Source organism: Streptomyces wuyuanensis (assembly GCF_900103455.1).
Taxonomy (GTDB): Bacteria; Actinomycetota; Actinomycetes; order Streptomycetales; family Streptomycetaceae; genus Streptomyces; species Streptomyces wuyuanensis.
The window spans coordinates 255,320-274,253 of the sequence record NZ_FNHI01000006.1 but is presented as its reverse complement, the minus strand read 5'-3'; the positions used below and the strand labels follow the sequence as shown (position 1 = coordinate 274,253).

Genomic DNA, 18,934 nt, shown 5'->3' with positions numbered 1-18,934 from the left:
CATTTCGCCGGGCGCGCGCCGGGCCGGCCGCCCCGCACGGAAGCCGCGTCGGAGTCGCGACCCGCGGTCCCCTTCCCCGCAGCCGCGGCCCCGCCCTCCGCCCGTAAGGCGCCGGACACGTCGTGGCCGTCTCCGGGTGGCGCCCGCGTCGGCCCGCGGCCACCGGTCGTTGACAGCCTGCGCGCATGCCGGTCCTCCGCGTCGCCGTCGACATCCGCCGCTGCCGGCTGCTGGGGCTGACGGGGTCGGCGGCACTGGCGGCGGGCGGCGCGGCGGCCGCCACCACCGTCGCGGCCACGGCCCTGGCCGGCACCGGCTACGGCTGGACCACCGCCCTCGACACCCCGGCCTCACCGGGCAACTGGCCGCTGACGTCGACGCTCGGGCGCCTGACCGGGGCCGGGCTGCGGGGTGTGGGCAGCGGGCTCGCGGAATTCGCCGTACCGGCCTGGCACTTGGCGGGACTCGCGGCCGCCGCCCTCGCCGTCCTGGTGTTCTGGAAGCGCCACCACCTGCACAGGCCCGTGTACGCCGTGGGGCTCAGCCTGGGTGCGGTGGCCGTCCTGGGCCCGGCGATCCGCCCGTGGTACGTCTTGTGGGGCGTGTTCCTGATCGCGGCCACTGCGCCCAGGGGTTCGGTGCGTCCGGTGCGCACGGCGGCCCTGCTGAGCGGACTTCTCGCTCTTGTGGTGATGCCGAGCAGGTTCGCGCCCGACCATAATCAGCTGTTGATCGCAGTTGGCGGAAGCACACTGGGGGTACTGGCGCTGTGGTGCGCATACAGGGTGGCGGCACGAGCGGCAGACAGGGCTCTCCGTCCGGAGGCACTCCCTCCGGCGGCTCCCCGTCCCATGGATCCCCCTCCGCAGAGCGACCGCCCGACGGGGGACCCGCACCGTCCGCTGGGGAGCACAGCGTGAGGATCCCCGTGACCACGCGGGGCCGTGTCCTGGTGTCCCTCGGCATGTCAGCGGTGGTGGTCTTCTTCCTCGCGACCGTGCCGTTCCACCGGCACTGGTTCGACCTGCACGTCTACTACGGGGCGGTCGAGCACTGGATGGGCGGCCACCCGATCTACGACTACCTCAGGCCCGGAACCCGCTACGGCTTCACGTATCCGCCGTTCGCGGCGCTCTGCATGCTGCCGATGACCCTGGTCGGCTGGCACAGCGCCCTGGCCATAAGCCAGCTGATGAACGTCGCGGCCGCCGCCGTGATCCTCTACGTCTGCCTCGATGCGACGATCCGGCGGGAGAGCCGGCACAGATGGTTCGCGTACGCCGTGGCGGCCTGCATGTTCGCCCTGCTGGAGCCGGTCCGCGACACCGTGAGCTTCGGCCAGGTCAATCTGCTCCTGCTGGCGCTGGTCCTCGCCGACTGCCTGCTGCTGACGGCCTGGCGCGAGCGCTTCCCGTCCCTCGGCCGGCTGGCCGGCGTCGGCATCGGGCTCGCCGCCGCGATCAAGCTCACCCCGGCGATCTTCATCTGCTATCTGCTGGTCACCCGGCGGTGGCGGGCGGCCGGGGTCGCCATCGGCACCGCGAGCGCCGCGACCCTGCTCGCGGCCTGGGCGGCGCCGACGGCATCGCGCACGTTCTGGACCGAGGCGATGTGGAACACCGAGCGGGTCGGTTCGCTCTCCTTCGTCTCGAACCAGTCCTGGCAGGGCATGCTGGCCCGGCTCACCGAGCCGTTCGCCGAGCCCAGCCGCGCGGTGTGGGCCGCCGGCGTACTCCTCCTGATGTGGCTGTGGGCCCGGCGGGCGCGGCAGGCCGTCGCCGCGGGTGACGAACTCGCGGGCTTCGCCCTGACGGGAATCGCGGCCTGCCTGGTGAGCCCGGTCACCTGGGTGCACCATCTGGTCTGGCTGATCCCGGCCCTCGCCGTGCTCGCGGACAAGGGACTGCTGGCCGCGCCGGGCGGGGAGCGCCGCCGCCGGTTGCTGACCTGGGCCCTGGTGAGCTACGCCGTCCTGTGCAGCAGCATGGTCTGGCTGTGGCGCTGGAACGACGGCGGTGTGCCCGGATTCATGGGTGCCAACGCCTATGTGTGGATAGCGCTGCTCCTGCTCCTGCTCCTGCCGCTCGGGCGGTCGGGCACGGACGGGGACGGGCCGTATGCGGAGAGCGGACCGTCTGCGACGATGGGCGCATGCGCGCACGCTACGGCCTCCCCCTCAAAATCGGTGCCGGTGTCACGGCTCTCGGAGCAGTCGGCATCGCCTACGCGGCCGGGTTCGAAGCCCGCTCCTTCCGGCTCCGGCGGGTGACCGTCCCGGTCCTGCCGAGAGGAATGCGGCCCCTGCGCGTACTGCAGGTGTCCGACATCCACATGGTGTGCGGACAGCGCAAGAAGCGCGCCTGGCTGCAGTCCCTGGCCGGGCTGCGCCCCGACCTCGTCGTCAACACCGGCGACAACCTGTCGGACCCCAACGGCGTGCCCGAGGTGCTCGACGCCCTCGGGCCGCTCATGGAGTACCCCGGCGTGTACGTCTTCGGCTCGAACGACTACTACGGCCCGAAGCTTCGCAACCCGGCCCGCTACCTGTTCGAGAAGGCCCAGGGCCGCCACGGGCTCAACGGCAACGCCCCGGCGGTGGGCGTCGTGCACAACCCGTGGGAGGGCCTCCGGGACGCCTTCGACGCGGCGGGCTGGCTCGGCCTGAACAACGCGCGCGGCCGCCTGAAGCTCGACGGCGGCCTCGAACTCGCCTTCACCGGGCTCGACGACCCCCACATCAAGCGGGACCGCTACGAGAAGGTCGCCGGCGGCCCGGACAAGACGGCCGACTTCTCGATGGCCGTCGTCCATGCCCCTTATCTGCGCTCCCTGGACGCCTTCACCACGGAGGGCTACCCGCTGATCCTGGCGGGCCACACCCACGGCGGCCAGCTGTGCATCCCCTTCTACGGTGCGCTGGTCACCAACTGCGACATCGACACCGACCGGGTGAAGGGCCTCTCCACCCACGAGTCCGACGGTCTCGTCTCCTACCTCCACGTCTCGGCCGGCTGCGGCACCAACCGCTACACCCCGGTCCGCTTCGCCTGCCCGCCGGAGGCGACGCTGCTCACGCTGGTCGCGCGGGACTGAGCCAGTGGCCGGGCGTCCCCCAACCGCGCCGGTGGGCGCGACGGGGGAATCGGGGCACCGGCGATACGGGTGGGACGCCTGAGGCTCCCCCCGCTCACGCCGCCCCTCCCCTGACGGCGTCCGGCACCGCTCACACCGCTCCGCCCCAGGTGGGGGCCCCGGAAAACCGGATTTCGTCTCCGGGCGCCGGTGGGCTAAAGTAAACGTCGTCGCCGCGAGAGCGAGTGACATCGGGGTGTAGCGCAGCTTGGCAGCGCGCTTCGTTCGGGACGAAGAGGTCGTGGGTTCAAATCCCGCCACCCCGACAGAGAAACACCAGGTCAGGCTCGGTGCTGAGAGATTAGCACCGAGCCTGACTTGTTTCTCAGGGGCTCTCTGGAGAAATCCTGGAGAAGATCTTGGAATCTTTCTCCAGACCAGCTCCCTACCGGCGAGCCTTTCAGTAGCGCGTCGAGGACGGCAACGGGCGAGCCGGGGCTCATCGCCCGGCGCGCGTCCAGCGGGGCCGTTCGAGCTGAGCGGCCACGTCCTGACCGCCGGGCCGCAGCCCGACGGCGCGGAGCTGGCGGCGGGTGGCATATCCGTCCGGGGCGAGGCGCCACCGGAACACCGGCAGCGCCCCCATCACACGACGCGCTTCCACGCCGCCCGCAGACGGACCTCCGACGCGGCGTGACCGGCCGCCCGGAACCGGGTCGCCATCTCCCGGTACGACAGGGCCGGATCCTCGCTGGTACGGATCTGCTCCACGACCGTGTCCAGCGCCTCATCCGTGAGCGCCGGGCCCGACTCCAGCGCCGGCACCGGCTCGGAGGGGCCCCAGACGGGGAGCTCCCAGCGGGATGCGACGTCGGGTGTGACCCGGTGGGTCACGCTGGTCAGCGCTCGCCCGGTGTCCTCCCCGTCCCGTGCCGTCTCCAGCGTCGACCATGCTCGGGAAAGGGTCTGCGCGGTCCTGGCCTGGACGCGTGCGACGCGGGCACCCGCTTCGGTCACGGCTGTCAGCCGTGTCTCCTCCGTGGTGGCTTCCGCCCGGAGTCGGGCGCGGGACACGGCTGCTTCGTCCCGGGCTTCCTGCTGGATCCCCCGGATCGCGCCGAGCGCGCCCGGGGTGAGGGCGGTGCGCTCCCACAGCCCGTGCACCAGCCACAGTGCCTTCGCCGCGAGCGGCAGCCACGCCACCGCCAGCCACGCACCGGCCGATGCTTCGGCCGTGAGCGCGTGGGCGACCAGGACGCCGGCGGCGAGCAGGCCGAACGACCAGCCCACCACAGTCACCGCCGGGCTGTGGTCGCCCTGCGCGGCGAGGCGGCGTTCGTAGGCGAGGGTGGCGAGCCATCCGCCGTCGATACCGAGACCGACGACCAGGGCGACCGGCCACGGCACCGCCGTGCCCAGCCACATCACCACCACCGCGAGGGTGAGGACCATCGACACCGCCGTCATCGCGACGGCGGGCAGCACGGTCTTGGCCCTCATGCCGCACCCCCGGCAAGGCCCTCGGGGGTGGTGCGGTTGGCCAGCTCCCGGCGCGCGACCAGGACCCGGCGGCGGGCCCGGCGGATGCGCCGGGCGTCCAGCTCAGTCGGGGTGCGGTCCAGGGTGACGATCTGCGCGTCGAGCAGGTCGACCTCCGCGAGGATCGCGGGCAGCTCCTGCTCGATCGCGTCCAGCTCCGCGGCCGTCGGCTCGCGGTCAACGCTGTCGACGGCCCCGGTAACGGCCGTCTGACGTGCAGCGATGTATTCCATGGGTCGTGGTCTCCCTAGCAGGTTCTACGGCCCGAACAGCACCCCCGGTGTTCCAGCACCGGGGGTGCGCGCCGTTGAAGTCGGAACATCCGGCTCCCCTCAGCGCTGCTCGTACGAGACGAGCAGCGGAGGCAACCGGCCGCCGCAGGCACGCGGCGGAAGGGTCGGGTTGCGCTGTACCGCGTGAGGGACAGAACCCACGCGCGCCGCTCGCTTGTCGCTGGAGGGGAGCGGATACCTCGTGCACGCTGTTCAGTTCTCAAAGGCCAGTCGCTTCCTTCGAGCCGTTCCACGGGCCCTCCGGGCGCCGGAGCAGCCCAAAGAAGGCCCTCCGGAGACGCTGTCCTAGGACTGCGGCGCTGCAATGACGATGGCACGCAGTCCCAGGACTGTCAACAGTCCTGGGACTGTGCTTCACTGGGGCACATCGAAAGGAGTTCGTCTGTGGCACCCAAGTGGCGCGAGCTGGCGGATCGGCTCGCGGACCAGATCAGGAACGGCGACTACGCGCCGGGGGCCCAGCTGCCCCAGATCAGAGACCTTGTCGAGGCTGGGGAAGGCTCCAAGTCCACGGTTCATCAGGCGTACAAGGCCCTTGAAGCGGAAGGACTGGTGACATCGGTCCGCGGGCACGGCACGGTCGTACGCCCCCGCACTCCGCTCAAGCGGCTCGGCATCGCCCGGTACGACAAGGTCAAGTGGCGTGACAGCGATGAGGTCGCATTCATCGCGGACCGTGTGGCGTCAGGGCGTGAGTACAAGCGCAACGAGCAGACGCAGACCGTGAGCCGTGTCGAGGCGAGCAATGCCGTCGCCGAGGGGCTGGGTGTCCCCGTCGGCTCCGAGGTGTACGCACGTGCCCGCTTGGTGAAGGAGGGCACGCAGCCCACCCACACCCTGACCAGCTACTACCGGCCCGAGCACGTCGAGGGAACACGCATCGTCGACCCGACGCCGGGCCCTGCCGGCCGTGGCGGCGGTTACAGGGTGCTGTATGACGCGGGATACGAGATCGACCACATGAGAGAAGCCCTGTTCGCCCGCGTCCCCACAGTGGATGAAGCGAAGCTCCTGCAGTTGCCGCTGGGGGAACCGGTCATGGAGCTGCACCGCACGACTTACACGGCAGACGGCACGGTCGTTGAGTACGCCATCGGCATCCACGCGGCATCGCGCTTCGCGTGGGAGTACGACTTCAAGGTTCCGGACTCGGCACAGGACGGGAAGGCGTAGAAATGATCTCGGCGCAGGCATGGGCAGATGCCCAGCTTCTGTGGGACTACCACCGCATGCACCACGCCCCGCGGCCCTGTTCGGTGGCCGTCGGTCTTGGCAGCCATGATCTCGGCGTAGCCGACGTGACAGCGGAGCTCTACCGCCAAGGCATGGCCCCGGTCATCGTGTTCACCGGGTCCACCAGCCCCACGACCCGAGCGCGTATGCCGCGTGGAGAGGCTGTCCACTACCGCGAGCGGGCGTTGCAGCTCGGTGTGCCCGATTCCGCCGTGTTGCTGGAGCCGCGCGCCACGAACACCGGAGAGAACATCGAGTTCACGAAATCGGTGTTGGCTGAGACCGGCGTCGAGGTCTCGTCGGTCCTGCTGGTGAGCAAGCCGTATGAAGAGCGACGCTCGTACGCCATGATGCGGAAGCTCTGGGATGAGGTCGAAGTGGTGTGCGCGTCCACGCCGATGGGCTTGGGCGAGTACACCGACTCAATCGGGGACCCGCACATGGTGATCGACATGATCGTAGGCGCCCTGCAACGAGTGCTCGCCTTTCCCGGCAGGGGGCTGGCCATCGAACAGGATGTTCCGGGCACCGTCATGGCTGCCTACGAGCGGCTGTGCGCAGAGGGCTTCACCAGCCGACTCCTGCCGGCTGACGTTGCCGATCCTCCTAGCGCGTGACGCTGGAAGGGCAGCCATCTCCGAAAACCGTTCCAAAATGAACTACTCGCAGGGAAGCGATCCCCACGGCCCGGCCCGGAACGTATCGCGGCCTCGCACTTGCCCTGCTTCCGCACGGTTAGGTGCGGGCTGAGTTTGCGCGAGCATTGTTAGAAGTGGTGCTTAATTCTTTCCTAAGCGGGCCACCCGCCGAGACCGGGCCGGCACGAGCTACGTCATTCGGTTCAACTGACGTCTGAAGACGGTAGCGACGCCATCAGATCCCTAGCAGAATCTGAGGCCGCTCGATATTTCGGCCACTCCTGCCAGAGTTCCGTATAGGTGGAGCGGGTGCCAACGTCGAATCTGAGGACGTCCGTGGAAGCATCCAAATTGGCCACCGGAATTACAAATTGATCCGTCAGCAAAGCAGGCATCCCTGCTCGCCCTATACCGGATGGCATTCTCGCGACGTACTCGCGACCCTTGTAATCCTTAAAAGAATAGGATGATCTCCCTGCCGAATCTCGCGAGGTCCCGGTAGAGCGGAAGAATGTCGGACAAAGACCGGAACTCTCGGCTGCCTCTAGGAAATTGGCAATTGCCCTCACGCAACGCAAGAGCTCTTCCTCCCTCGGGAATTCCTCTTGTTCCCGCTGGTGATGCAAGCCGTTACGAACACTCTTCACCGCGCCCTCCTCAAGAATTCTTGTGAAATCCTTAAAGAGTGCCAGGATCCGAGCTTGAGAATCTACGCTCAAATCCAAGAATGGGATCGTGTGCACGAAGGGGAAGGGTGTGAGCTCAGCATGGTGAGCATAGCTGGGCATTTCGTTGACCGGTCGCGCATAACGTTCAGGTGAGCGCTGAACATCTTGCAAGTAATCGCGCAAGCGCGAGAACCCCGAGATAAGCGGGAAAAGGGTGTTTCGCCCCTGGGAGTCATAAATTACCGCTTCGGTTGCAGATGCTCTTGCTGCCTTGTTCAGCAAATCGGCCATGTGGGCGCGAGCGTCCGAGATGTGATAGTTAAATCGCGGATGGGCAGACCAGTGGTCGAACGTGAGAGCCCACGCGGAAAAAGAAAGGGTCGAGTCCAGCGTCTTTTCGAGAGACGAAAATAGAGGCGCTGCCTCCCGCTTGATTTCGTACCTCTCGGACTCATTGTAGCCGGAATATGCTGTTACGACCTGCGCGAAGGCTTCCCGGTGTAGCTGCAGTGAACCAGTCGCTTCGTGTCCCGTGACAACGTCGAATCCGAGTTTCCAAAGAAGGATGTTGAGTAGGTCACCGTCCTCCATCGCTTCCACATCGGACGGCACCAAGCCGCACCTCTCGGCCGCAATCGAGAACGGACCCGGACCTACGAGGATCAGTCGGCGAATTACCTCGGCGGGCTCTTCCTTTCCCAAGTATCGATGCAGCTTCTCCTCAACTGAGGCGCCCTGCACTTTTTTTAGCCGCCAGTACAGATCACGCGAAGCGTTGGAGTCCGACGGTGGATAGATGGCAAGGATGAGTCGCTGAAGTCGCACCAGAGCCAGCGATCGATCCGCAGGCACCACTTGAACCCCGAATCGCGAGCATTGCGCCGTAAGGTCGTAGTAACCTGATTTGGCCCTCAATACCTTCGGATTGCGAATCTCGTATTCGGGGATGTCGATTTCCCCTGAATAGACGGCCCTGTCAATTGAAGTGATGAGGTCCCGGCTCTTCATGAGGAGAAGTGCCTGAATTTTAGCCGCCCTACTGAGGGAGCCACTAAAATCGCGAGGGTTCGAGACAGAAAGGTCGTTGGAGGATAGCGCCACTCGTAGCGGGGCATCCTTTCCCTTAAGCGCCTCCAGCAAGATGGCATCGAGTTCTGCGTCCGAGAAGCACTGACCCAGTAGTGGGATCTCGCCTACACTGCGACTGTCTCCGTAATAGTCACAGAGAGCATCCTCGACCTCAGTGAAGAACTCAAAGAACGCCGAAGGCAATCCGTACTCTTTGTTGAGAATCTCTTCCAGCTTATTCTGAGTTTTGGCGATCTGGCTATCTGCGGTGATTAGGAAAGTTCCGTGAACAGCGCTGCAGCTTCTTTTTGCACAGTGGTACAGCGGCACTCTGACGGTAGGGGGTGCGTTGCGCATTTCCTGGCTGCGCAGAATCCCCAAAGGTCCGGTAATCAAGTCGAGCTGCTGGAAGACTCCGCGGGGAGTGCCCTCCAGCAGTCGAATAGTCTCACCGTGGTCCAGATCGCTAGGCTCGTGGGGAAATAGCTCGAAAGCCCTATCGTAGAGTTCGCGCCCCCAGATGAAGGGATGCAGAACCTTCCCTGAGATCATTTCCTCATTGAACGCGGACGTTAGGGTTACGAGATCTGTTTTCTCATGGTCGACTAGAAGTTCGCTGTGATAGAAAGACAGGAAACATGCGAGGCGAGCTTCCGCCCATTTGAGGCTCCGGATCTTCATGAGCCTACGACAAACACTCTCCCCTAGGGGGGTGAGGGTGATTGGTTCATGCAGGGAAGCTGGGACTCGGTAGCGTCCCGATAGGATTGAAATCCCCATAAATTGGGAGAGTCCGTAAAGTCGCAGCAAAGTCTTTTGCTCTTCAGGATCTGGGTACTTCTCCCGAAGATCCTGGCACGTGTAGACAACCATGCAGCCCTCCCCGCCTTGCGCACTAAGGGTAGCGGGAAGTGTGGCTTCCGTCAGGTGGTTGGTTGCATAGCGAGTTCGCTGAGATCCGGCCCAGAAGGTTGTGCACCTTTCAGGGTGTTTTGCCTTAATCTTGGACTTCTTGTGATAAAACACACCCGATGCCAGTGAATGCACGATTCACCCCACCGCAAACACTCGTTGTGCCCTACGGCGCCGACGCGTCCACGTCAGACACATGCGGGCTTGGGAGCGCGGCTGGATGACTCTGCTGAGCCCGTTCCTCGAGCAGACGCGCAAGCGCCCCGGGGTGACTGGAGCCCGCTGCAAATCTGCTCCGCCTCGGGGTGTCTCATGGGTGATGGGCGCATAGCGGGCGGCAGCCACGGCAGAACGGTCCCAGTCTCAGCTTCATGGAGAAATCTTGGAGACGATCTTGAAATCACGCCCCTGAGCCAGCAACGGAGACCGACGCGACCCAACGCTCTGAACTGCACCTTTGGGATGAGACACAGGTGGGCAGCCCTCCAGGACCTGATTCGGGACGAAGAGGTCGTGGGTTCAAATCCCGCCACCCCGACAGTGAAACACCAGGTCAGGCCCGGTGCTGAGAGATCAGCACCGGGCCTGACCTGTTTCTCGGGGGCTATCTGGAGGAGTCCTGGAGAAGATCTTGGAAATTCGTCTCCAGACCAGTGCCCTACCGGCGAGCTTTCAGCAACGCGTCGAGGGCAGCCACGGGCGAGCCGGGGCTCATCGCCCGGCGTGCGTCCAACGCCTACTCCCACATCCCGGTGAGCGTGACAAGAGCCAGGTGGCGAACCCGGAACGTCGCCTGTGCGGCCAACTCCCCCGATCCCGCGTTACGTACATACCCGAGGTCGGCGATGGCCTTGAGAAGCACGGTTCAGAGCGGGTCTGCGATTCGGAGAACCGCCCCCTGCGCTCGGCCCGTCTCGCCCCGTGCCGTCTCCCAGCGTTGGGAGTGTCCGTGTCGTACCTACGCGCGATCGAGACCTCGGCCCGAGCCCGGCCGGTTGTCCTGGACCTTGTCCGGTGCGCCGGCCGCGGCCGCCCATCCCACGTGCCAACCCGCCTGATCCGCCGCGTGGACCCCCGCGTACGCTCACGTGGACAGTTGGAAAGCGCGGGGGCCACCCCTCACGAGTTCGACATCGCAGTCTCTTCCGCCACCACACACCAGGGCGGATGAAGCGCCACCGGCCCTCGGGCAGTCCGGGGACAGCCGCGCCCCTGGACTATGTGTCCAGGGGCGCGGTCCGCTGTAGCGGTGGGAACCGGTCCTTTGCGTCGCAGATCCTGCTTCTCGGGAGTTACCCGGACTGCGACACGGCCGTAAGGCCGAGCGCTTCCCTGTCAGGGCTTACGGCCGTCGTCCTTGTCGCCGTGGTCATCCCGACCGTCGTGGTCCCGGTCGTGGTCCCGGTCGTGGTCGTGGTCCGGTGCTCCGGGAGGCCCAGGAGGTCCGGACGGCCCGGGAGGCCCGGACGGCCCGCCGGCGGGTCCGGAGGGTCCGGGTGGTCCGGAGGGTCCGGCGGGTCCCGAAGGTCCGGCGGGTCCCGAAGGTCCGGCGGGTCCCGAAGGTCCGGCGGGTCCCGAAGGTCCGGCGGGTCCCGAGGGTCCTGTGGAGCCGGTCGGTCCGGGGGGCCCTGTGGGTCCGGTGGGTCCGGTGGGTCCGGGAGGCCCGGTGGGTCCGGGCGGGCCTGTCATGCAGACCGCCCTCGTGATGACGTTGCTGTCCAGCGTGACGGCACCATTGCGCGCCAGCGTCCGGCCCTCGACCGCCGTGTTGGTGTTCACCGTGACAGAGGTCAGCGCAAGGATGTTGCCCTTGAAGAAGGAATTGACGTCCAGGGTGGCGGAGCTTCCCACCTGCCAGAACACGTTGCACGCCTGCGCCCCGTTGACGAGCAGGACATTGCTCCCCGGAGCGGTGATCAGGGTGGAGCCGATCTGGAAGATGAAGACGGCATTGGGGTCACCCTGGGCGTCGAGCGTGACGGTCCCCGTGAGATTCAGAGACGACGAGGCGTTGTAGACGCCGGGCGTCAGCGTCAATCCACCGATGTCGCCCGGCGAGGTCAGGCTGGCGGTGGGGGTCCGGCCGGCTGCATCGTTGTAGGCGATGGTCAGGTCGGATTGGGCCTGAGCGGCGGGGGCATCCGCCACGTGCTGCACACCGTTGACGATTCCGGGCGGAAAGCCGGTCACCGAGGACCCGGGGCTGACTCCAAGGTCGCCGTTGACGACCGTGGGACCCGTATTGGTGACCGCAGAACCGGCCAGGACCGCGTAGCTCATGGCGGTTCCCAGCCCAACGGGCGCCTCAGCTGCGCTCGCAAGGTTGGAGATCAAAGCCATCGCCATCGCCAGTGCTGCCGTGGGCAGCAAGACGAGAGTCGTTCTGAATCTGGCTTTTCGCCGCTTGCCAGGCGGGGCGGAGGGGGCGGCATCCACTGCCATGGGACGAGTCCTTTCTTGTCGCCGTCGACCTCGGTCAGCACCGTCGCAACGAGATCTCACGAACCCACCCGAGCGCAGGCCCAGGAAACGACCGACAGCGAGACGTAGTTACGCACCGTCACTTAACCAGAGAAACAACTCATATCAAGACGAAACGACCCCCAGGGGGCCGAAGAGGTGAGGATGGTCTGTCATTCGCCCTACCAGCGGGACATCCAGGCCACCAGCTCGTCACGGGGTCGCGCCAGTTCTCCAGAGCCTGATTCGGGACGGAGAGGTGGTGGTTCGAATCCCGCCACCCCGACACTCGAAACACCAGGTCAGGGCCGGTTTCCTTAACAGAGGACCGGCCCTGACTCGTCAACGCCCCTGACGGCGGCACGAGGAGAGGGGGGCGGATATCGTGCCGCGATGACCGTTGCCAAGGGCCGCCGGCCGCTGCTGTTCCTCGATGTCGACGGGCCCCTCCTGCCGTTCGGTGCCGCACCCGGTGCGCACGAGGGTGGTGGGCAGGCGCCGGAGCGAGGGGCGGCGGGCGGCTCGAATCCGCTGCTGGCCCGCCTCGATCCGGGGCTTGGGCCCAGGCTGGCGGCGCTTCCCTGTGAGCTCGTCTGGGCCACGACGTGGATGGACGAAGCCAACGAGTGCATCGCGCCACGGCTCGGGCTGCCCCGCCTCGCCGTGGTGGACTGGCCGGAGCCGTCGGAGCAGGAGGAGTGGGATCGGCGCGCGGGGCTCCACTGGAAGACCCGGGTACTCCTCGACCGGGCCGCCGGGCGCCCGTTCGTCTGGGTCGACGACGAGATCGGCGACGCGGACCGGGCGTGGGTGCGCGACCGCGACGGGGACAGGGCCCTTCTCCATCGCGTCGATCCCCGTCGTGGTCTTCGGGGCGAGGACCTGGACGTCATCGAGGACTGGCTGCGCAGATGGTGAACGGGCCGGGCGCCGCCGTTCACTTCACCGCTTGCCCGACCCCCAGCAGGTTGCCTCGCTGTCGCGGAACCACGCGCCGCGTTCGCCGCCGGCGCCTTTGCTCGGGTAGTTGCCGTCGATGTCGGCGATGCCGTCCACCGTCCTGAGTCCGGGCAGATCGACGGTCTCGAAGACCACTCCCCGGCCCTGGAGCTCGGTGACGGCCGCGTCGATGTCGTCGACCTCGAAGGCCATCTGCGTAAAGGTGCCCGGTGAGGCCCCCGTGGACTGGAAGAGAGCGAAGTCCGAGCCGCCGCACCGGTACAGAAGGCCGCCGGGGCGTTCGTCGACGGGGGCGAGACCGAGCGTCTCGGAGTAGAAGCGCCGGGCTCTGTCGAGGTCCCGGGCGGGCAGTCTGGTGGCGATGCGGGCGTCGGCGAGTGCGCTCATGTCTTCCCCTGCTGTCGTGAGCGGTCCGTGCGCTGGCGCCGGCACGGGGCACCGTCGGAGCGGAGCGGGCCTTCGCCGGACCGGCCCGGCGTCGTGCCCGGTCGTCTCCGCGCGGGTTCCGAAGGGCCTCGCGACACGCCCGGGCGGCGGCCGCGACCCGCGTGTCGCCACCCGTTCGCCGCGCCGTTTCTGTTCCGCCCTTGAGCGTATTGCGGCCGTCACGACCTGTGGGAATGGCACGACACGAAAACGACGCGGAATCCCCGGGCCATTTCGCTGCGGTCGTTTGATCACAAGAACTGATTGCCTTTCCCCCTGAAGCGCGGCGTCCTCGTCGGGGCAAACGAGTCCTGGCCCGCGCCACTCGGAGGGTGGTGAAAATGCGTACCGCACGTCTTCTCGCCGGTAGTGCCTTGGCCCTGGCCGCACTCGGCCTCTCGGCTCCCGCGGCAGTCGCCGAAGGGTCCGAGGTCACGGTCAGTCCCGAGGTGGGTTACCCCGGCTCGACCATCACCGTCAGCACGTCGGGGGTCTGCGACCCGGCAGCGACCTACGCCAAGGGACAGGCGGAGATCGGGGGTCAGATCAATCTGACCGGGAGTGGCAGCGACGGGGAATTGGAGGGCACGTTCACCGTCCCCGACAACGCGAAGGAAGGCACGTACGACATCACGGTCAAGTGTCCTCCCGGGGTCCGTGTCCAGTCCGAATTCGAGGTCGCCGGGCGTCCGAACGGCGCGGTGAGCGGTGGGTTCGGCGGTGGCGGGGGGATGAACAGCACGGAGATGACCATCGGAGCCGCGCTGGTCCTCACCGCGACGGCGGGCGGCGTCCTGACGCTGCGGCGCCGGCACCGCAACGGTTCGGCAGTCTGAGCGTCCCCCGGCGCCGGCCGACGGGACCCGTCACCTCCGTAACCGAGACCGGAGCCCGGACCGCTATGGGACGCAAGCAATCCTCCCTCTTCACGTCGACCAGGGTGTTCGGCGTCATGCTGCTGGTCGGCATCGGCTTGCTGATCCACGGGCTGCGCGGCGAGACGGCTCCCCAGCCGTCCGCCGCCCAGGCCTTCACCGCACCGGTGCCGGGCCCGGTGGTCTCCTTCGGGCCGGCCGTCCCGCCCCTTCTCGCCGCCGGCCCGGCTCCCCGAAGGGCGGCCGTGGCGCCGCCGGGTACCCGGCCGCGTTCCGTACCGGTGCGGCTGCGTATCCCCGCCATCGGTGTGGACACCCCGATGATGAACCTCGCACTGGGCAAGAACGGCGCGCTGGAGGTTCCGCCGGTCGACAAGGCGCAGCTCGCCGGCTGGTACTCCAGGGGGCCCGCGCCGGGGGAGATCGGCGCGGCCGTCGTGGCGGGCCATGTCGACACCCCCACCGGCCGAGCCGTCTTCTACCGGCTCGGCGCTCTCACCAAAGGGAGCGCCATCCAGGTCACGCGGCTCGACGGGCGCACCGCGCATTTCTCCGTGGACGCCGTGGAGGTGTATGCGAAGCACGCCTTTCCCACCAAGAAGGTGTATGCCGGCGCCAGGGTTCCCCAGCTGCGGGTGATCACGTGCGGCGGGGGCTACACCAAGAAGACGGGCTACCTCGGCAATCTCGTCGTGTATGCGACGCTCAAGCGCATGACCTGACCTCCCCTCCCGCGGAAGCCCGGGCTCCGGGCCGCATGACGGTGCCCGCACGGCGCAGTTGGGCAAGGGAGGGACCCGCCCGTGGTCGTCGTGCCGATGGCAGCCGCGCATGCGGAACAGGAGTCGTCGAGCACTCGGTGTACGTACTGCCGCCTGTGCTGGTGCCAAGCCCGGCTCAACGCCCAGGCCGCTGTCGGCCGGCTGACCGCCGAGGCCGACGTGAGCTCAACACCATCCGGCACCACCAGCTGTTCTTCATGGCCTGCACCACCGCAACGGATCGGCACCCGCCCCTCGACGAGCGGAGGACGGCGGGGCGCCCCTCGCAAGCCGCCGCCCGCGCTGGCCTGGCGGCCGAGTCCCGGCTGGAGGCAGCTGCCGCTGTTCGAGCAGATCCCGCGTGACTACGGCGTCTCGATCCAGCAGCCGTTGACCTGGCCAGGCCATGGCTGACCTGGGCGAAGTACCTTGCTCACCGGCTCGCCGAGGCGCGGGGCTGGGGGCGTGACATCCGCTTCGCCGTCAACCGCGGCATGGCCCTCGTCCTCACCGAGTACGTCGAGATCTTCCGCTTCTGGGTGAGGCTGCCGAGCAGCCACCGCAGTGAAAGCCACTCGACCCGGTTACCTCCTTGAAGAGATCCTTTGGGCATGGAGTTCCTCTGCTACCACCGCGACCGGCCCGGCTCCGCAGCGCTGCGCGACGAGCTGCTGGAAGAGCATTGGTCCTACATGGACCGGTACGCGAAGGAGATGATCGCCCGGGGCCCAACCCTCGCCGACGACGGCGACACGCCAACCGGCAGCATGCACGTCGTCGACCTGCCCGATCCCGCCGCTGCCCGCGCGTTCGCCTTCGACGAGCCGAACTACCAGGCCGGTGTCTACCGGGACGTGCTGCTGCGACGGTGGCGCAACACGCTGGGGCGCACCATGTGGGACTTCCCCGGCGGCCGGACCGGCGGCAACCGGTACCTGGTGCTCGGCCTCGGCACGGGGCAGGCTGCCGACCTCGCGGTGCCGCCCGACCGGGACGAGCTGATCGCCTACGGGCCGCTTCTGTCCGACAACGGCACCACCTGGCTGGGCACGGCGGCGTTGGTCCGGGCGCCGGACCCGGAAACGGCACGCGCCATCCTGACCCCGGACCGGTACGCCGACATTGAGGTGCACAACTGGCAGTTCGGCGGGCGGCAGTCATAACCCGAGAACGCCCAGGCCGACGTCACCGCCGAAGCCCTTCGGCTCGCTCAGCACCCGTGTTTCACCCGAACCCACGGACGCGTCGACCTGACGCACACCGGTGGACCCGCGGGTTCGCGCTGAAGGACCTTCGGTTTCCCTGAAGCCACCGGGATCTGTGGGGTTCCGGGTCAGCGGCACGGAGTGTGGGGTTCGGCCATCGGCACCCGTGAACGGATCGGCCGGTACCACGGACTCCGGCGCGACGCGGTCCTGCTCGAGCACCGCAGCCCCAGCGTCCTGTGACCCCGGCGCATCCCGCGCGGGCGCAGTGCCGGCTCCGACGTCGGCGCGATGCGGACCCGCGCGGTCTGGACGAGGCCGCGCCGGGCCGTGAACCGGTTCGGCGAAACTCGATCCGCCTGCCACCATAGAGTTCACATGAATGAACACGCATCATGTGTGAGAACTATTGAGCACCGAGGAGCCCGGTGGTAGGCGTAAGGGCAGACGCCCGATCCCCCGCTGTCGCACCCGAGTTGTGAACCCTCCGCCGGACCTCCCCCCGTGGAAGGCATCCGGCCGCCCGGGCCGCGGCACGGTCAGCCACGCCTGGAGGCGCACCATGACAGAGACGCCCATGACCCGCAGGAACTTCGGACGGCTCGCGGCCGCTCCCGTACTCCTCGGAGCGCTTCCGGCCCTGTCGGCCGGTCCTGCCCGAGCGGCCGCGCAAGGACCCGCGGCACCGTCCGGACCCACAGGGGCCACCGTCGGCGCACAGGCGGTTCGCGATGCCATGAGACGGGCCGCCGTTTTCATGGATGAACGTGTCTCGTACTACGGCGCCTATGTGTGGAGCTACCTGCCCGATCTCTCCCTCACCTGGGGCGAGATGGAGGCCAGGCGCACCATGTGCTGGGTGCAGCCGCCCGGTACGCCGAGCGTGGGGCACGGCCTCCTCGACGCGTACCACGCAACCGGGGACGAGACCTTCCTCCGGGCGGCCGAACGCACCGGGCTCGCCCTCGTACGCGCCCAACTGCCCGTCGGCGGCTGGAACTACATCCACGACTTCGCCGGCGAGGGCTCCCTGCGCGAGTGGTACGACACCGTCGGCGCCAACGGCTGGCGGCTGGAGGAGTTCCAGCACTACTACGGGAACGCCACCTTCGACGACGCGGGCACGTCGAGCGCGGCGCAGCTGATCCTGCGGCTGTATCTGGAGCGCAGGAACCCGGTGTTCAAGGCCTCGCTGCACCGCGTCATCGACTTCATGCTGAGGGCGCAGCTGCGGGGCGGGCCGGCCGACGGCGGGTGGCCGCAGCGTTTTCCGGCGTTCTCCGGCTCGGTGACGCATACACCGTGGCCCGACCAGAGGCCGTCCTGGCTGCCCTCGGACGTGGGCCACGGCATGGAGGACGGCGACTACGCCCGGCACGTCACCTTCAACGACGACGTGCTGGGCGAGAACATCAAGTTCCTCCTGATGTGCGCCTCTTCGCTGGGCCGGCGCGACCTGAACCGGCCCGTCCTGCGCGCGATGGCGTGTCTGCACCGGCTCCAGCAGCCCGGGCCGCAGGCCGGCTGGGGCCTGCAGCACCTGACTCGGGCTGCGAACGGCCGCCCTGCGGGAGCCCCCGCCGGAGCCCGCTCGTACGAGCCCCGGGCGCTGGCCACGCACACCACCCAGACCAATGTCCGCCAGCTCTTCCACTACTTCCGGCTGACCGGCGACCACGCCTATCTGCGCCGCGTCCCCGAGGCCCTCGCCTGGCTGGAGAGCTGCCGGCTCACCGAGGAGCAGAAGCAGGAGAACCCGCTGCTGCGGAACAGCACCCACCCCACGTTCGTCGAACTGGGCACCAACCGGGCGCGGTTCGTGCACCGCTTCGGGTCGAACATCCGCAACGGCGCGTACTACTACGACCACGACCACCGGAACACGCTCGGCCACTACTCCGGTGGCCGCTCGGTCGACGTCGCCGGACTCGCCAAGACCCACGACGAGCTGATGGCGATGAGCCGGGCGGAGGTCGCCGAGATGCGCGCCGCGTCCCCGCTCGCCCCGGGACGCCCCCACGCGCTCCCGCGGTACTTCGGCTTCCGCGACCTGGAGCTGACGGACCTCTTCCGGGACGCCCCGCTCACGCCGCCGGAGGTGACCGACGCCCAGGCGGAGGCGCTCGTCGCCGGGCTAGGCGCCGGGGACCACTGGCTCTCCCCCATCGGCACCACGACCAATCCGTACCGGGGACCCGCGCCGGCGACGCCGTACGCCGGCACGGCCTACATGAGCAAGCACGTGGGCGACATCTACGACACCTCCCCCTACAACCCGAGCGACCCGCCGGCGGAGTCGCCGTACGTCCCGCGGGAGAGCGAGGCGGGGATCACCACCTCCGTCTGGACCGCGAACATGGCGCGGCTGACCGCCTACACCGCCGTGCGCTGACGGGGCTTCGTCGCCTTCAGGGAGTACATGAGCGGGATACGGGGACGGCCGGGAAGCGGAAGAAGCCGTCCTCGTGCCGCACGAGCGAGCCGAACCGGGGGAAGAGCGACACGTCGTGCTCGTGGAGGAACTCGATGCGCAGACCGGCCGCCGCGACGGCCGACACGACCTCGACGACCGGGTGCTGCCACTCGGCACCGCGGTTGTGGACCGTCTGCGCGTCGAGGTCCGCGTAGGTCCCCGGGGTCTCGTCGACCCAGGCGTCGCGGGCGAAGCAGTCGTGGGTGACGCGTGAGCCGGTGGGTCTTCCTCTACCACCTCGCCGAGTTCCATCCGCTGACCGACAGCCTCGACGACCCGTTCGTCCCACCGGGCGCGGTTGGCCTCCCGCCAGTCGCGAGGGATTGGTGAGTACATGCCGCGGAGGTTATC

General features: G+C 68.0%; 14 protein-coding genes, 1 tRNA gene and 3 pseudogenes. 11 read left to right on the top strand and 7 right to left on the bottom strand.

Annotation, left to right across the window (positions count from 1 at the left end):
* Positions 1-185: 185 nt before the first annotated feature.
* From BLT82_RS11885 to BLT82_RS11870, 4 genes are all read left to right on the top strand, one after another.
* Entirely contained in the window at positions 186-920 is a 735-nt protein-coding gene (locus BLT82_RS11885) for a hypothetical protein (protein WP_093653871.1), read from the top strand.
* Complete coding sequence (locus BLT82_RS11880) at positions 917-2,269, top strand: glycosyltransferase 87 family protein (RefSeq protein WP_143041491.1); 1,353 nt, start codon at positions 917-919, stop codon at positions 2,267-2,269. The genes BLT82_RS11885 and BLT82_RS11880 overlap by 4 nt, the downstream gene beginning before the upstream one ends.
* Positions 2,152-3,093: a metallophosphoesterase gene (locus tag BLT82_RS11875; protein ID WP_093653870.1), complete on the top strand. Its 942-nt coding sequence runs from the start codon at positions 2,152-2,154 to the stop codon at positions 3,091-3,093. Before BLT82_RS11880 ends, BLT82_RS11875 begins: the two co-directional genes overlap by 118 nt.
* Positions 3,094-3,324: 231 nt before the next feature.
* Positions 3,325-3,398, top strand: a tRNA-Pro gene (locus tag BLT82_RS11870).
* Between the two features lie 185 nt (positions 3,399-3,583).
* Here the strand turns inward: BLT82_RS11870 and BLT82_RS38955 are convergent.
* From BLT82_RS38955 to BLT82_RS11855, 3 genes and pseudogenes are all read right to left on the bottom strand, one after another.
* Positions 3,584-3,718, bottom strand: a pseudogene (locus BLT82_RS38955) (RRQRL motif-containing zinc-binding protein); the annotation flags it as partial.
* Positions 3,718-4,572: a protein spdB gene (locus BLT82_RS11860; protein ID WP_093653869.1), complete on the bottom strand. Its 855-nt coding sequence runs from the start codon at positions 4,570-4,572 to the stop codon at positions 3,718-3,720. The pseudogene BLT82_RS38955 and the gene BLT82_RS11860, both read right to left, overlap by 1 nt.
* Complete coding sequence (locus BLT82_RS11855) at positions 4,569-4,844, bottom strand: DUF6284 family protein (protein WP_093653868.1); 276 nt, start codon at positions 4,842-4,844, stop codon at positions 4,569-4,571. Before BLT82_RS11855 ends, BLT82_RS11860 begins: the two co-directional genes overlap by 4 nt.
* Positions 4,845-5,288: 444 nt before the next feature.
* Between BLT82_RS11855 and BLT82_RS11850 the strand changes: the two genes are divergently transcribed.
* Together BLT82_RS11850 and BLT82_RS11845 are read left to right on the top strand one after the other, a co-directional pair.
* Positions 5,289-6,077, top strand: coding sequence for a GntR family transcriptional regulator (locus tag BLT82_RS11850; protein WP_093653867.1), 789 nt, complete (start codon positions 5,289-5,291; stop codon positions 6,075-6,077).
* 2 nt (positions 6,078-6,079) lie between these two features.
* Positions 6,080-6,754, top strand: coding sequence for a YdcF family protein (locus BLT82_RS11845; RefSeq protein ID WP_093653866.1), 675 nt, complete (start codon positions 6,080-6,082; stop codon positions 6,752-6,754).
* Between the two features lie 224 nt (positions 6,755-6,978).
* Here the strand turns inward: BLT82_RS11845 and BLT82_RS36800 are convergent, their stop codons facing one another.
* Complete coding sequence (locus tag BLT82_RS36800) at positions 6,979-9,384, bottom strand: hypothetical protein (RefSeq protein ID WP_143041490.1); 2,406 nt, start codon at positions 9,382-9,384, stop codon at positions 6,979-6,981.
* Positions 9,385-10,758: 1,374 nt separating this feature from the next.
* Positions 10,759-11,703, bottom strand: a complete 945-nt coding sequence (locus tag BLT82_RS11835; RefSeq protein ID WP_244291927.1) for an ice-binding family protein — start codon at positions 11,701-11,703, stop codon at positions 10,759-10,761.
* A gap of 573 nt (positions 11,704-12,276) precedes the next feature.
* Between BLT82_RS11835 and BLT82_RS11830 the strand changes: the two genes are divergently transcribed.
* Complete coding sequence (locus BLT82_RS11830) at positions 12,277-12,801, top strand: HAD domain-containing protein (protein ID WP_093653864.1); 525 nt, start codon at positions 12,277-12,279, stop codon at positions 12,799-12,801.
* Between the two features lie 19 nt (positions 12,802-12,820).
* On the opposite strand, the pseudogene BLT82_RS11825 reads toward BLT82_RS11830, so the two are convergent.
* A pseudogene (locus BLT82_RS11825) lies at positions 12,821-13,230 on the bottom strand (VOC family protein).
* Positions 13,231-13,610: 380 nt separating this feature from the next.
* Here BLT82_RS11825 and BLT82_RS11820 point away from each other — a divergent pair.
* The 4 genes from BLT82_RS11820 to BLT82_RS11800 all read left to right on the top strand — a co-directional run bounded on the left by BLT82_RS11820 (position 13,611) and on the right by BLT82_RS11800 (position 18,502).
* Positions 13,611-14,105: a hypothetical protein gene (locus BLT82_RS11820; RefSeq protein ID WP_093653863.1), complete on the top strand. Its 495-nt coding sequence runs from the start codon at positions 13,611-13,613 to the stop codon at positions 14,103-14,105.
* 65 nt (positions 14,106-14,170) lie between these two features.
* Positions 14,171-14,866, top strand: a complete 696-nt coding sequence (locus BLT82_RS11815) for a class F sortase (RefSeq protein WP_093653862.1) — start codon at positions 14,171-14,173, stop codon at positions 14,864-14,866.
* 650 nt (positions 14,867-15,516) lie between these two features.
* Positions 15,517-16,068, top strand: coding sequence for a YciI family protein (locus BLT82_RS11805; protein WP_093653861.1), 552 nt, complete (start codon positions 15,517-15,519; stop codon positions 16,066-16,068).
* A 799-nt stretch (positions 16,069-16,867) separates the two neighbouring features.
* Positions 16,868-18,502: a pectate lyase gene (locus BLT82_RS11800; protein ID WP_208867848.1), complete on the top strand. Its 1,635-nt coding sequence runs from the start codon at positions 16,868-16,870 to the stop codon at positions 18,500-18,502.
* Here the strand turns inward: BLT82_RS11800 and BLT82_RS37850 are convergent.
* Positions 18,484-18,803, bottom strand: a pseudogene (locus tag BLT82_RS37850) (SAM-dependent methyltransferase); the annotation flags it as partial. The gene BLT82_RS11800 and the pseudogene BLT82_RS37850 overlap by 19 nt on opposite strands.
* Positions 18,804-18,934: the final 131 nt, after the last annotated feature.